We start from the raw sequence: 13,586 nt of genomic DNA, 5'->3' as shown, positions 1-13,586 counted from the left end.
CCCATGAACCCGATCCCCACTGAAACGCCCGGCTCGTATGCGCCTCCCGCAGCCTACACGCCGCCTTCGTTGCCCAGGAGCACGACTGTCTTCCAGAACATCCGTGCCGCGGTCGGGCAGGTGTTCGTGGGCCAGGATGACGTGCTGTATCAAGTCCTCGCGGCGCTGCTGGCCGGTGGTCACGTGCTGTTGGAAGGCAAACCGGGCCTGGGGAAGACGCATCTGGTGCTGGCCATCGCACGCACGTTTGGCGGCAGCTTCCGGCGCATCCAGTTCACGCCTGATCTCATGCCGTCCGATGTGTGCGGGCACACGTTGTTTGACATGAGCAGCAGCACCTTCCGCGTGCGGCGCGGGCCGGTGTTCGCGAACCTGCTGCTGGCGGATGAAATCAACCGCGCTCCGGCCAAGACGCAGTCCGCGCTGCTGGAGGTGATGCAGGAGGCGCAGGTGACCATCGATGGGGAGAGCCACACGCTGGCGCCGCCGTTCATGACCTTCGCCACGCAGAATCCCATCGAGCAGGAGGGAACTTACCCGCTGCCGGAGGCGCAACTCGACCGTTTCCTGCTCAAGGTGCTGATCGATTACCCGGACACGCTCAATGAGACCTGGGTGGTGAAGGCGGTTTCCTCCCGTGCCTCAGGTGGAGGACTGTCGCCTGCTGACGTGCAGCAGGTTTGCACGCCGCAGGACATCATTGCCGCGCAAGAAGAGGCTGCGGCCGTGCAGGCGGTGGATCAGGTGGTCGATTACGCCGTGAGCATCGTGCGTGCGACACGCCAGCACAGCGCCATCTCGCTCGGTGCCGGAACACGTGGCGCGATCAGTCTCGTGCGCGTGGCCAAATCCTATGCGCTGTTGGAAGGACGCAGCTACATCACTCCCTCGGATGTGAAACGGGCCGTGCTGCCCGTGCTGCGGCACCGCGTGCAGCTCGCGCCGGAGATCGCCATCAGCGGCCAGACGGTGGATGACATGCTGGCGTCGTTGTTGAAGACCATTGAAGCGCCGAGGGTTTGAGAATGACGAATGACGAATGACGAATGACGAATGACGAATGACGAATGACGAATGAAGCCCGGATCCCCAAGCTCATGACACGCGACTTGTTCCACATTCGTCATTCGACATTCGGATTTCGTCATTCCGGCAGCGTCAGATCCCTGATCTTCTTTTCATAACCTCTCATGCGTCCGACTTCGCTGCTGCTGAAGCTTCTCATCGCCTGGCTCGTCCTGGCGGTGGCGGCGTCGGTGTGGGAAAAATTTGCCATCCTGTGGCAGATCGCGGGCGGTGCCTTGCTGCTGCTGTTGATCGTGGACGCGCTCACTTTGCCGCGTCGGGGCCGGATCACAGGAACGCGGTCGCTGCCCGGCCGTTTTGCGCTCGGCGTCGGTTCGCAGGTGACGCTGACCGTCGCGCATTCGCTGCGGCGGACGGTCGATCTGGAGGTGTTTGACGGCATTCCGACCGCTGCGGAGGCCGAAGGGCTGCCGTATCGTGTCAAAGTGCCTCCGGGCGAGTTCGCGGCGGTCTCCTATGAGGCGCGTTTCATCCGTCGCGGCCAATATCACTTCAGCGCGGCGCATGTCCTGGCCGGTTCGCTGTTCGGATTGTGGCGCGGGATTCATTTCGTGGCCGGGGAAAGCCAGACGCGGGCTTATCCGAACTATGAGCCGGTGGTGCGCTTTGCCATGCTGGCGATGGCGAACCGCGTGGGGACGATGGGCATCGTGAAACGCCGCCGCATGGGCGCGTCGCTGGATTTTCATCAGTTGCGTGACTACCAGGACGGCGATGTGCTTTCCCGCATCGACTGGAAGGCCACGTCGCGTCGTTCCTCGCTCGTCAGCCGTGATTTCGAGGAGACACGCAATCAAACCATCCTTCTGGTGCCGGATTGCGGCCGGCGCATGCGTGCGCTGGATGGCGGCTTGAGCCAGTTTGACCACTGCTTGAACGCGATGCTGCTGATCGCGTTCATCGCGTTGCGGCAGGGAGATGAGGTTGGTGTCGTCGGCTTCGGGGGCGTGCAGCGCTGGCTGCCGCCGGTCAAAGGAGCGCACAGCATGCCGAAACTGCTCAATCATCTCTACAACTACGAGACCAGCGGCGAGCCGAGTGATTTCATCGAGGCGGCGGAACGTGTGATGACGCTGCAACGCCGTCGTGCGCTGGTCATTCTGCTCACGAACCTGCGCAGCGAGGATGGAGCCACGCTTGCAGCATCTGTGAGCGCCATGCAACGTCGTCATCTGGTGCTGACGGCCACTTTGCGCGAGCAGGAGCTGGAAAACCGTGCCGCCGCGCCGATCGACCATCTGCATGGCGCGTTGGAATACGGGGCGCTGACGCATTACTTCGGCGAGCGGCGGCAGTTGCTCGAATCGCTGCGTGCGCGGCGGGTGCTCACGGTCGATGAGTCCGCGCAGATGCTGCCTGTGGCACTCGCGAACAAGTATCTCGATGTGAAGGCGGGTGGGTTGCTTTGAGCGGGCTTGTTCTCGGTTCTCGGTTCTCAGTGCGTGGTGAGCGGAGGGTTTGATTCGTTGCCACAAAGTTGTGGCGTGGGACGCCACGCGTGGCGTCATTTGCGGCGGTAGTGGCCGCTTGGGAGGATGGCGGGCCGCATGACCGCTCCCGCCGACCCTTTGTTCCCACCCTTTCCACTGGAGGACTGGCGGCGACACGAACCGGCGGTCTCCGGGGCGGTGCAGCGGGTCTTTGCCAGCGGCAGCTACATTTTAGGAGGCGAAGTGAGCGCCTTCGAGGCCGAATTCGCCGCGTTTCTGAACGTGCGGCACGTGGTGGGGCTGGCGAGCGGCACGGACGCGATCGAGATCATGCTGCGGGCTCTGGACATCGGCCCGGGCAGCCAGGTGGTGGTGCCGTCCTTCGCCCCGTCCGCTGTGGCGGCGGGAGTGATGCGCAGTGGTGCCGCCCTGGTGCTCGCGGACGTGACGCCGGGCACTTTCACGCTGTGTCCAGAGTCGCTGGAGGCGGTGCTGCGGGCGCAGGCGGGCAGGGGAGTGAAGGCGGTGCTCGCCGTGCATCTCTTCGGCCATCCGGTGGACTGGCAGAGCCTGCAGATCGTGGCCGACCGGCACGGGGTGCTGCTGCTGGAGGATTGTGCGCAGTCGCACGGTGCCCTGTGGCAGGGCCGGATGACCGGAAGCCTGGGCCGGGCGGCTGCCTTCAGCTTTTACCCCACGAAAAACCTCGGCGCGATCGGCGATGCGGGAGCCGTGGCCACGAATGACGACGAATTCGCCGCCCGCCTGCGCTCCATCCGCCAGTATGGATGGCGCAGCCGCCATTGCAGCGACGCGGCCGGAGTGAACAGCCGTCTGGATGAGATCCAGGCCGCGATCCTGCGGGTGAAACTGCGCACGCTGGCGCAAAATGTCGCGGAGCGGCGGAAGGTGGCGGCGACTTACGACGAGCGACTGTCTGCCTCCAGCGGTGTGAGGCCACCCTGCGTCAGGCCGGGGTGCGGGCATGCCTATCATCAATACGTGGTGCGTTGTGCCGCGCGGGAGCGCGTGCTGGGGCGGTTGCAGGCCGCCGGTGTGCCTGCGGCGGTGCATTACCCGGTGCCGCTGCACCTGCAGCCGGCTTTTAGCGGCGGCGAGACACTGCCGGAGAGCGAGAAGGCGGCGGGGGAGGTACTTTCCCTGCCGCTGCATCCCTGGCTCGGCGAAGAGGCGGTCCACACCGCCTGCCAGATCATCATCGGAGACGATCATGCGGCCCGCTGAATATGACACGCTGAGGGCGCTGGAGGACCGCCACTGGTGGTATGCCGTGCTGCGAAATCTCGTCTCGATGACATTGCCATCGAGGCTGCCGCCACTGGCGCGTGTCCTGGACGCCGGCTGCGGCACCGGCGGCATGCTGCGGTTTTTGACGAACGAAATCCCGCTGCTCGAGGCCTCCGGCATCGATGTGTCCGAGATTGCCGTGCGGCATTGCCATGATCGCGGCCTGCCGATGGTCAGCATGGGCTCGGTCAACGCGCTGCCGTTTGCCGACGGCGAGTTTGACGCAGTGTTGAGCCTCGACGTGCTCTACCACGAGGCGGTGGATGAGGAACAGGCGCTGCGCGAGATGCGGCGCGTCCTGAGGCCGGGAGGCCTGCTGGTGCTGAACCTGCCGGCCTTTGAGGCCTTGCGCGGCTCCCACGATGCCGCGGTGGGTGGCGTGAGGCGCTACAGGATGTGTCATGTGCAACGGCTGCTGAAGGTTCATAGCTTCGACGCCGTGATCACCCACCACTGGAACGCCTGGCTCTTCCTGCCCCTCCTTGCCCGCCGGCAATGGAGCCGCTGGCAGTCGGAGGAAGCCCGCGCGGCCGTCGCGTCGGACCTGCACCTGCCTTCACCAGCGTGGAACCGCCTGCTGACCGTCGCCGGCCGGATCGACGCGCTCCTTTGCCGCCTGCTGCGCCTTCCGTTCGGGTCGTCCATCTACGTCGTCGCCCGCCGCACCGCCACCCCCCTGCCTGATCATGGAGCCCGATGATCCGCTGCTGAGCTTTGTGGTGCCCCTGCACAACACCGGCCCCGCGTTGCGGGCGCTGCTGGACGCGTTCCGCCAGTTGGAGATCGTCGATTCGTGGGAGCTGGTGCTCGTGGATGATGGCAGCAGCGACGGCACCTCCCGTCTGGCGGCGGAGCTGATCGAGGTCTTCCCCGCGCCGGTGACGCTGGTGGAGCTGGCACGCAACTTCGGCGAACATGCGGCCGTGCTGGAGGGCTACCGGCGTTCGCGCGGGCAGTTCGTGGTCAATCTGGATGACGATCTGCAAAATCCGGTGGCTGAGGCCCTGCGCCTGCTGGATCACCTGCGGGAGTCCGGGATGGATGTGATCTACTCGTGCTACGAGGACAAAAAGCACTCCCGCTGGCGGAATGCCGGGAGCTGGTTCATCAACCGTGCCGCCACGTTTCTGCTGGGGAAGCCGCGGGACCTGTATCTGTCGAGTTTCCGGGCTTTGCGGCGGGATCTGATCGAGCGGATCGCCGGTCATCGCGGCCCGTATCCCTACATTGATGGCTTGATCCTCGGGGCGACGGATCGCATCGGCAAACTGACGGTGGAACACGCCGAACGTGCGAGCGGCCGCAGCGGCTACACGCCGCGCAAGCTGGTGCGTCTCGCGCTGAGCCTGCTGTTTGACTTCAGCGTCATGCCTTTGCGGCTGGCGAGCATCCTGGGCTTCGTCTTGTGCGCGTTCGGCGTCGTGATCCTGGCCGAGGTGGTCATCGAGACGCTTTTCGTCGGCCAGCGGCAGGTGGGCTGGGGCTCGATCATGGGGGCGCTGGCACTGTTCAGCGGCGCCCAGCTCCTGATGCTGGGCATCATCGGCGAATACGTCGGCCGTGCGTTCATGACCGTGTCCGGGAAGCCGCAGTCGCTGGTCCGCAGCGTGATCAATCATCGACTCAAATCCGCATGATCCACGAAACCGCCATCGAACCCTGTTCCGTGCGTGGAGTGCGGCTGTACGAGCTGCGCCACGTGGTGGATCGTGTGCGCGGAAACCTGGCGGTGTGCGATTTTCAGCAGGAGCTGCCTTTCGCGCCGAAACGGTGCTTCATGACCTACGCGATCCCGGACCAGCAGACGCGTGGCGAGCATGCGCACCGGGAGTGCTGGCAGTTTCTCGTCTGCGTGAGCGGGGAGTGTCATGTGTGCGTCGATGACGGCGGGAACCGCGAGGAGTTCTGCCTCAACCGGCCGACGATGGGAGTGCTGGTGCCGCCGATGGTCTGGGCCACGCAGCATCTGCATTCCGCCGATTCGGTGCTCATGGTGCTGGCGTCCCACGCCTACGCCCCGGAGGATTACATTCGCGATTACCAGGAATTTTCGGCTATGGTGGCCGGACAGCGTTTCTTTGCATGAAGACGGGCGTTCTCGAAAGCATCAGCTCCAGCTTCCGGCCGGCCGTTCCGGCTTCAAGGCGGCGTGCGGGCATCACGCAGCGCATGCGGGCGGCTCCGTTGTGGATGGCGCTGATCGTGCCGGTGGTGGTGACGATGGTCATGGGCTGGCTGGACAAGCTCACTGGCTGGGAGATCAGCCTTTTCATTTTCTACGCCGTTCCCATCGCCTGCTCGGTCTGGTGGTCCGGTCCGGCCGCCGGCATCCTGGTCTCGGTGCTGTCAGGGGCCGTGTGGTATCTGGCGAACATCGAATCACACCCCTACGAGACGCAGCTCGGCTTCGTGTGGGCGATGATCAACCGCGAGTTCTACTTCGGCGTCGTCGTGTTTGCCACGGCCGCCGTCAGGAACAAGCAGGATGCCGATGCCGAGCACATCCGCATGCTGGAGGAGCGGCGGCAGCTCGAGCAGGACATCGTGCGCGTCAGCGAGCACGAGCAGCAGCGCATCGGGCAGGATCTTCACGATGGCGTGTGCCAGCATCTGGCCGCCATCGGCTGCGCCGCCCGTGTGCTGGCGGACGAATTGCAGGCGCAGAACGTCGCCGCGGCACGTGACGCGGTCATGATCGAGGAATCCATCCAGCAGGCGGTGATGGAGGCCCGCAACCTCGCGCACGGCATCTTCCCGGTGCATGTGGACCGCAACGGCCTCTCGGCGGCATTGACCGATCTCGCCTCGATGACCAGCCGGCTCACCGGTGTCAGCATCGAGGTCAAGGAGGCGGCCGAGGTTTACATCGACGGTCCGGAGACCGCCATGCACCTCTATCGCATCGCCCAGGAGGCCGTGGCGAACGCCATCCGGCACAGCGGTGCGACGCAACTGACGATCAGCCTCTCCCAGGTGGAGGAAGTGCTCGAGCTCAGGATCGAGGACAACGGCTCCGGGCTTGCCTTTGCCACCGGAAAGACCGACGCCGGCATGGGCCTGCGCACCATGCAGTACCGCGCCCAGTCCCTCGGCGCGGAGTTTAAAATCGAATCCAAACAAGGCGCCGGCACGACGGTTTTGTGCCGGGCTCCCGTCCATTGAACCCCAACACCACAACGCCATGTCCTCCCTCGAACCCAAACCCGTCAAAGGCTGCAAAGTGCTCCTCGTCGAAGACCATCCCATGTTCCGCGAGCATCTCGGGCAGTTGATCAATCGTGAGCTCGGCATGGCGGTGTGCGGCGAGGCGGACAACATCAAGGACGCCATGCGCCTGATTCAGAAAAACCAGCCTGACATCGCCATCGTGGACATCACCCTGCGCGGTTCCAGCGGCCTGGAGCTGCTCAAGGACATCAAGGCCCAGGGCCTGAACATCAACGTGCTGGTCCTTTCCATGCACGACGAGGAGCTCTACGCCGAACGTGCGTTGCGGGCCGGAGCCAAGGGATACATCACCAAGAACGAGGCCTCCACCGAGGTGGTGAAGGCCATCCGCTGCGTGATGCAGGGGGAAGTTTATGCCAGCAAGCAGATGACCGCCCGGCTGCTGGAGCGCATGACGCATCGCCGGTCCGGCTCGGACATCACCGGCATGGAAACGCTGGCAGATCGTGAGCTGGAGGTGTTCCAGATGCTCGGCCGTGGCAAAAGCACACGCGAGATCGCCCAGACGCTCAGCCTGGGCGAATCCACCGTGGAAACCTACCGCGCACGCATCAAGGAGAAGCTGCAACTGCGCAGCGCGGCCGAGCTTTACCTGCGTGCGGGCCAGTGGGTGCGCGAGCACGGCGCATGAGTGGCATTTCCGGCCACGGTCGTGTGGCGTGAGACGCGACGGCTCTTGTCATTTGTGATCGAGCACCGTTTTACGGCAAAATTCCGGAATAACCGCCGTGAATCATGTCTAAACGCCGCCACCCGAAACAATCCCGCACGAAAGTTGAAACGCGCCGTGAAACAGCCGTCATCGCGCTGGAGCCGCAGCCTGCGGCTGAAGTGGAACAGCCGTCTCCCGCCGTCTCCCGAAGCACCATCGGCCGCTGGTTTCATGCGCTGGCAGCCAGCTTGATTGTGGCGCTTTGTGCCGGTCTTTACACCTGGACGGTCGATTTCCCCATGGTGTTCGACGACCACACCTACATGTCCCAAAACCCCTTCTTCAAGGACGCCGGGACCCTGGCGTATTTGAAAGGATTTGGCGACTTCGCCCGGCGCCCGGCCGAGATCGGCTCCGATCCGGACTACGCCTGCAACGCCATCATGCGCCCGGTGGCCTACATGACCTTTTACTGGAACCACCTCGCAGACGATTTCAATCCACGCTGGTTCCGGGCGGTGAACATCCTCATCCACGGGCTCAATGCATTGCTCGTCTATGCGTTCGCCAGCACCTTGCTCGGACGTTTTGTCAAAACGGGCGGCCTGCGCCGCGAATCCGTGCGCTTCATCTCCCTGACCGCAGCGTTGTTTTTCGTCGCCCATCCACTGGCGATTGAGTCCGTGACTTACATCGTGCAGCGCTTCACCTCGCTCGTGACGCTGTTCTCGCTGCTGGCCCTGTGGCTGTATTTCAAATCCATCGAGGCCACGTCGCGTCGCGGGCTCTGGGCGCTCCGGACCGGTTCCGTCGTGTCGATGATCCTGGCGATGCAGACGAAGGAATGCTCTGTCTTTGTGCCGTTGGTGGCCGTGATGATCGACTGGATGGTGTTCGGCACGGGTCTGCGCCACGCGGTCAAACGGGGGCTGCCTCTGCTGCTCTGCATGCCGCTCATTCCGATCCTCATCATCGCCATCGCCTCCGCGCAGCACGGCGGTCTCGACCTGCATGCGGCCACGAACATCGTGAACAGCCGCGACGTGCCGCTCAATCACTGGCACTACATCGTCACCGAGTTCACTGTCGTCGTGCACTACCTGCGGAAGTTCTTCTGGCCCACCTCGCTGAATCTCGATCCCGAGTGGCCGAAATACGAATCGCTCTTCGAGGGGCCCGTGCTGGGAGCCGTGGCCGTGCTGGCGGGCTTCGTGGCATTGTCCTGGTGGCTCTTCCGCCGCCATCGGGGCGATGTACGCTTTGCGCTCGGCTTTGCGTCCGTGATCTGGTTCTTCCTGACCCTCTCGGTTTCCTCCGGGCTGGTGCCGCTGCCGGATTTTGTCGCCGAACATCGCACTTATCCAGGTTCAGTTGGCCTCTTCATCTTCGTGGCCTGTGTTCTGGACCGGCTCCGTGGCAGCACCCGCCAAGTGATGCGCCTTGTGGTGCCTGCGGTGGTGGTCTGCGCCCTCGTCGGCCTTTCCTGGCGGACCTGCAGGCGTAACCTCGTGTGGAGCGATCGTGAAAGCCTCTGGGAGGATACTGTGGCCAAAAGTCCGAACAAATACCGCACGTGGGGGAACCTCGGCGCGGCTTATTCGGACTCCGGGAAGGATGAAAAGGCGGTGGAATGCTACCGTGAGGCGCTGAAGATCGAGCCGCGCTTCCAGAACGGCCTGCTGAACCTCTCCAACTCGCTGCTCCGGCTCAACCGCCCCAAGGAGTCCCTGGACAGCACGATGGAACTCATCAAGCAGGACCAGACCGCCACCTCGAAGCCGCCCGTCGCTTTCACACTGGGCCTAGGGCTGGCCGGTGTCGGCCGGTTTGACGAGGCGGTTTCGGTATTCCGGGAAATCTTGAAGGTCCTGCCTCACGACGTCCAGACGCGCAAGGCCATCGGTCTCGTCTATCTCCAAACCGGCCTCCCTCATCGTGCGCTGGATCATTTTCATCAGGCGAGCGCCGTGGTGCCGGATGATCCGCAGCTTCAGCAACTCGTCCAGGCGGCCGAGACCGCGATGGCCCGCAAAGGCCTGCCGCGTTGAGAGAGAAGTGTCCTTCAAACCGGCCGCCGCGGGTGGAAATGAAAAGGCGATGAAGGCTCGCGCCTTCATCGCCTCGGAGAATGGATCAGCCGGAGATCACTTCGGCAGCATCGTCAGATACTGGTCGGTCATTTGCTTCACCTTCGTGCGCATGGGCTCGAGCTGGGGCTGGAGTTTGGCGAGTTCGGCGGTGGCTTCGGCGATGATCTTGTCCTTTTCGGGGATTTCCTTCGTCGCGGCGGCGATGGTGGCTTCAGCGTCCGCTTTCTTCTTCTTCGCCCCTTCGAAATCGGAGTTCGCTTTGGCAACTTCGGCCTTCTTGGCGTCGAGCACCTTCTGCTCGGCATCCAATTTGCCGTGGGCGGCCGCGTAGGCCTGTTCCAGCGGTGGGAGGGCAGCTTTCGCGGCGGCGATGGCGGCATTCAGCGGGGCGACTTTGGCTGTCGTGTCCTTTTCGAGGTTCGCAGGCGCGGCTTGTTTCTCAGCGAGGGCCTTGGACTGCGCCTCGATCTCTTTGGTGATGCTGTCACGCTGTCCGCGCACCGGCGCGGCGGCTTTTTCCGCCGTGGCGAGTTCGGCCTTCGCCTGGGCGACCTGCTTCTCGGTCTGGGCGATGGCGGCGTTGGCGTTGTTCAGCTCGTTTTTGGTCTTGCCGGCGACTTTGCGGGTTTCAGCCAGGGCTTTTTCCGTGTTCGCACGTGCGGTACGGCGCGCATCGAGCTCCTGCTGGGCCGGAGCCACTTTTCCAGCGGCTGCGGCCGCATTTTTCTCCGCCTCCGCCACCTTCGCGGTCAAAGCGGCATCGCCTGCTTTCGCCGCGAGTTCCTTTTTGGAGGCGGCGACGGCATTGGTGGCCTCGGCAGCGGCCTTTTTGGCCTCGGCGAGCGCCTTGTCGGCGGCCTGGATGTCCGCGGTGAGCTTGGGAAGAGCGGCCTCAGAGTCCTTCACGGCTTTTTCCTGCGCCGGAAGTGCTGCGCCGAAGTCAGCGGCCGATTTCTTCACGTTGGCCAGATTGCCTTCGTATTTGGCGAGATTCGCCTTCTTGTTCGTGACCTGATCCTCGGGGCCTTTGAGCTTGGAGGCCACTTCAGCGAGGGCTTTCTTCTTTGCCTCGATCACCTTGGCGATTTCCTCGGCGGATTTCTTCGCTGCGGCGATGGCTTCGTCCTTGGCCTTGGTGGCGGCGGCGATTTCAGCCTCCTTGGTGGCGATGATCTTCTTCTGCTCGTCCACTTTGGCCCTGGTGGCGGCATCCGCGTCGCGAGCGGGCTTGATCGCGGTTTCGAGTGCGCCCTGCTCGCCTTGAAGCCTCTTCAAAGCGGCCTCCAGGGCGGGTTGGGCGCCCGTGGATTCGGCGATGGCCTTCTTCGAGGCCTCGATCCGGCCCTGGGCGGCCACTTTGGCGGCTTCGGCATCTTTTTTGCCTTCGGTGAAGTCGTTGAAGTCAGCTTCTAGCTTCGCCAGCTTCTCCTTCTCGACGAGGACACCGGTGTTGAACTGGGCCGCTTTGAGCGCGGTCGGCACTTTTTGCAGCACGCCGATCTCGTCGCTGGCGGATTTGGCGGCGAATTGCGCGGAGGCGAGATTGGTCTTGCCGGTGGCGACGTTGCTTTCGGCGTTCTTGATGCGATCCGGGCCCGCTTTGACGAGCGCGGGCAGTTTTGGCAGCTCGGCCTTCTTCGCGGCGATGCTGTCGGCGGCGGTTTTGATCTTGGCGTCGGTTTCGGCGATCAGCTTGTCCAGATCGGCCACCGGAGCCGGTGCGGCACCGAGTTCGGCCTTGGCTTTGGCCAGAGCGGCGGCGAGTTGGTCGGCCTTGGCCTTCTGCGGGGCGATTTTCTGCTGTTCGGCCTTCGCGGCGTTCAGTTTGCCTTCGAGTTCAGCCACTTTGGCCTGCTGGGCCGGATCTTTCTTCGCGGCTTCCAGCGCTGCGGTGGCGTCGGCCACGGCTTTGTCGGCCGCAGGCAGTTTGGCGGCCTCGGCGGCGAGTTCTTTTTCCTGGGCGGCGATCTTGGCGGACTTGTCGGCGAAGGCCTTGATGGCGGCGTTGCGGGCTTCCTTGTCCTTCACGGCTTTTTCGCGGGCCGCCTTGAGAGCGGCGAGGGCTTTCTCTTCGTTCGCGATCTCACCCGGGTAGGCTTTGCTGCGGCGGTCGTTTTCGGCGACTTCAGCACGCACTTTGGCGAGCGCCTCGTCGCGGGCTTTGGCATCAGCCTCGGCCTTTTTGATAGCTTCCTGGAGCGAAGGCAGTTTGGCGGTCAGTTCGGCCATGCGCTGCTCGGCCTGGACGATGCGCTGGGCGATCTGCGATGGATTGCTGCTGAGCTGGCCGATCTCGGTGAGCTGGGCACCCATGGCCATGTTCCACATCTTGATCTCGCCACGCCAGTTCGAGGAGATGGCGTATTTGGAGTCAAATCCAGCGACGACCTTGGTGACGAGGTCGCCCTGGTTCGGCGCCTCGGCGAGCTTGTTGCCGTTGATGTCCCAGACGCGGACGAGCCCGTCATTGCCTGCGGAGACGATCTTGCCATCCGGCGTGAAGGCCACGGACTGCACGCCACCGCCGTGGGCGGCCCAGTTTTTGACCTGCTTGCCCTCGTTCATTTCCCAGACGCTGATGGTGCCGTCCATGGAGCAGGAGGCCAGGATGTTCGAATCGGCCCGCCAGGAAAGATCCACGCAGGAGGCCTTGTGCTGGCCGAGGATGTAGAATTCGCCGCCGTTTTCGGCCTCCCAGACCATGACGTTGCCGTTGCGGTCGCTGGTGGCGAGCAGAACGCCATCCGGGCTGAAGGCGGTGCCCATGACCCATTCGGTGTGCTTGCTGATGACGTATTGCTCCTCGCCCGTGGCGGTGTCGTAGCACTTCACCTTCTTCGAGGGGCTGCCGATGACGATGCGCTTGTGATCGGGGCTGATGTCGGCGGACATGACCTGGTCGAACTCCTTGCCGACCTCGGTGATGCGTTTGCCCGTCTTCACGTCCCAGACGATGGCGTGGCCGTTCTTTCCGGCACGGCCGCCACCCATGACGAGCAAGGAACCATTCCGGCTGAAGCGCAGGCTGCGGGCGTAACCTTCCGTGTAGGGGAAGATGCCGGCGAGCTGCTTCGTGTCGGTGTCGTAGAGGAGGATCTGCTTCGGAGCGGCGAGCGCCATGAGGGAGGTCCAGGGGCTGGAGGCCATCGCGGTGATCGCGGTGGTGCGAGGCGTGACGACGACGGGCTCAAGCAGGACGTGCTCCGGCTTGGCGATGGGGCCTTCCGGTTTGCCGCTGGTGACGGCCACGGCCATGTCCACCTTCGGCTTGGCGGATTTTTTGGCGAGACTGGACTTGGTTTCGAGGATGCCGCCTTTGATCCACGCGGCGAGGAGATCGAGGTCCTTGGTGCTCAGGGGAGCGCCTTCCGGCGGCATGAAGGGCTCTTCCTTCTTCGCGCAGGTGGTCCAGAGGCGACTGCTGTCCGCATTGCCAGGATCGACGACGGCACCGCCGCCACCGCCCACCATCAGGGCACCGAAGCTGGTGAGGTCGAGATCGCCCTTTTTCTTGTCAGGGTTGTGGCAGGAGAAGCATTTGTTCTCGAGTAGGGGGCGGACGTGATCCTGATAGGTGATTTTTTCGCCGCCTTCCTGGGCATGGAGGGACACTGCGGCGAAAGCCGCGCAAGTCAGCGAGAGGGTGGTTTTGGGCATCATAGGGGGATGATGCCGAGAACTACGCCGGGGGAGGGTGGTTACTTTCGCCGGAGAAGAGGCGGTCAAGAAATGGTCAAGAACGTCAAGCGGTGGTCAAGGCGGGCCACTTTCAGCACGCTGTTTTTGCCGTGC

Annotated in this window: 10 protein-coding genes; 9 read left to right on the top strand and 1 reads right to left on the bottom strand. The window is 63.7% G+C overall.

Annotation, left to right across the window (positions count from 1 at the left end):
* Positions 1-3 precede the first annotated feature (3 nt).
* From IAE77_RS18005 to IAE77_RS17965, 9 genes are all read left to right on the top strand, one after another.
* Entirely contained in the window at positions 4-1,023 is a 1,020-nt protein-coding gene (locus IAE77_RS18005; RefSeq protein ID WP_294229397.1) for a MoxR family ATPase, read from the top strand.
* Positions 1,024-1,190: 167 nt separating this feature from the next.
* Positions 1,191-2,495: a DUF58 domain-containing protein gene (locus IAE77_RS18000; protein ID WP_294229393.1), complete on the top strand. Its 1,305-nt coding sequence runs from the start codon at positions 1,191-1,193 to the stop codon at positions 2,493-2,495.
* Between the two features lie 138 nt (positions 2,496-2,633).
* A complete protein-coding gene (locus IAE77_RS17995; RefSeq protein WP_294229391.1) occupies positions 2,634-3,761 on the top strand; it encodes a DegT/DnrJ/EryC1/StrS family aminotransferase in 1,128 nt (375 codons plus the stop codon).
* Complete coding sequence (locus tag IAE77_RS17990; protein WP_294229388.1) at positions 3,748-4,524, top strand: class I SAM-dependent methyltransferase; 777 nt, start codon at positions 3,748-3,750, stop codon at positions 4,522-4,524. Before IAE77_RS17995 ends, IAE77_RS17990 begins: the two co-directional genes overlap by 14 nt.
* Positions 4,511-5,461 carry a glycosyltransferase gene (locus tag IAE77_RS17985; RefSeq protein WP_294229386.1) on the top strand — a complete coding sequence of 317 codons (951 nt, stop codon included), beginning with the start codon at positions 4,511-4,513 and terminating at the stop codon, positions 5,459-5,461. Before IAE77_RS17990 ends, IAE77_RS17985 begins: the two co-directional genes overlap by 14 nt.
* Positions 5,458-5,910, top strand: coding sequence for an FdtA/QdtA family cupin domain-containing protein (locus tag IAE77_RS17980; RefSeq protein WP_294229383.1), 453 nt, complete (start codon positions 5,458-5,460; stop codon positions 5,908-5,910). The genes IAE77_RS17985 and IAE77_RS17980 overlap by 4 nt, the downstream gene beginning before the upstream one ends.
* Positions 5,907-6,986: a sensor histidine kinase gene (locus tag IAE77_RS17975; RefSeq protein WP_294229381.1), complete on the top strand. Its 1,080-nt coding sequence runs from the start codon at positions 5,907-5,909 to the stop codon at positions 6,984-6,986. The genes IAE77_RS17980 and IAE77_RS17975 overlap by 4 nt, the downstream gene beginning before the upstream one ends.
* 19 nt (positions 6,987-7,005) lie before the next feature.
* Entirely contained in the window at positions 7,006-7,683 is a 678-nt protein-coding gene (locus tag IAE77_RS17970) for a response regulator transcription factor (protein ID WP_294229378.1), read from the top strand.
* Positions 7,684-7,787: 104 nt separating this feature from the next.
* Complete coding sequence (locus IAE77_RS17965) at positions 7,788-9,752, top strand: tetratricopeptide repeat protein (RefSeq protein WP_294229375.1); 1,965 nt, start codon at positions 7,788-7,790, stop codon at positions 9,750-9,752.
* A gap of 96 nt (positions 9,753-9,848) precedes the next feature.
* On the opposite strand, the gene IAE77_RS17960 is transcribed toward IAE77_RS17965, so the two are convergent.
* Positions 9,849-13,454, bottom strand: a complete 3,606-nt coding sequence (locus IAE77_RS17960; protein ID WP_294229373.1) for a c-type cytochrome domain-containing protein — start codon at positions 13,452-13,454, stop codon at positions 9,849-9,851.
* Between the last annotated feature and the right edge of the window lie 132 nt (positions 13,455-13,586).

The organism is Prosthecobacter sp., from assembly GCF_014879935.1.
In the GTDB taxonomy this organism is placed as follows: Bacteria; Verrucomicrobiota; Verrucomicrobiia; order Verrucomicrobiales; family Verrucomicrobiaceae; genus Prosthecobacter.
The sequence above is the reverse complement of the archived record's forward strand: the minus strand, read 5'-3'. Positions and strand labels throughout refer to the sequence as shown.

Bases quoted from the DNA above. Each gene is read 5' to 3' on its own strand.
- IAE77_RS18005 (WP_294229397.1), top strand. From the start codon at position 4: ATGAACCCGATCCCCACTGAAACGCCCGGCTCGTATGCGCCTCCCGCA.
- IAE77_RS18000 (WP_294229393.1), top strand. From the start codon at position 1,191: ATGCGTCCGACTTCGCTGCTGCTGAAGCTTCTCATCGCCTGGCTCGTC.
- IAE77_RS17995 (WP_294229391.1), top strand. From the start codon at position 2,634: ATGACCGCTCCCGCCGACCCTTTGTTCCCACCCTTTCCACTGGAGGAC.
- IAE77_RS17990 (WP_294229388.1), top strand. From the start codon at position 3,748: ATGCGGCCCGCTGAATATGACACGCTGAGGGCGCTGGAGGACCGCCAC.
- IAE77_RS17985 (WP_294229386.1), top strand. From the start codon at position 4,511: ATGGAGCCCGATGATCCGCTGCTGAGCTTTGTGGTGCCCCTGCACAAC.
- IAE77_RS17980 (WP_294229383.1), top strand. From the start codon at position 5,458: ATGATCCACGAAACCGCCATCGAACCCTGTTCCGTGCGTGGAGTGCGG.
- IAE77_RS17975 (WP_294229381.1), top strand. From the start codon at position 5,907: ATGAAGACGGGCGTTCTCGAAAGCATCAGCTCCAGCTTCCGGCCGGCC.
- IAE77_RS17970 (WP_294229378.1), top strand. From the start codon at position 7,006: ATGTCCTCCCTCGAACCCAAACCCGTCAAAGGCTGCAAAGTGCTCCTC.
- IAE77_RS17965 (WP_294229375.1), top strand. From the start codon at position 7,788: ATGTCTAAACGCCGCCACCCGAAACAATCCCGCACGAAAGTTGAAACG.
- IAE77_RS17960 (WP_294229373.1), bottom strand. From the start codon at position 13,454: ATGATGCCCAAAACCACCCTCTCGCTGACTTGCGCGGCTTTCGCCGCA.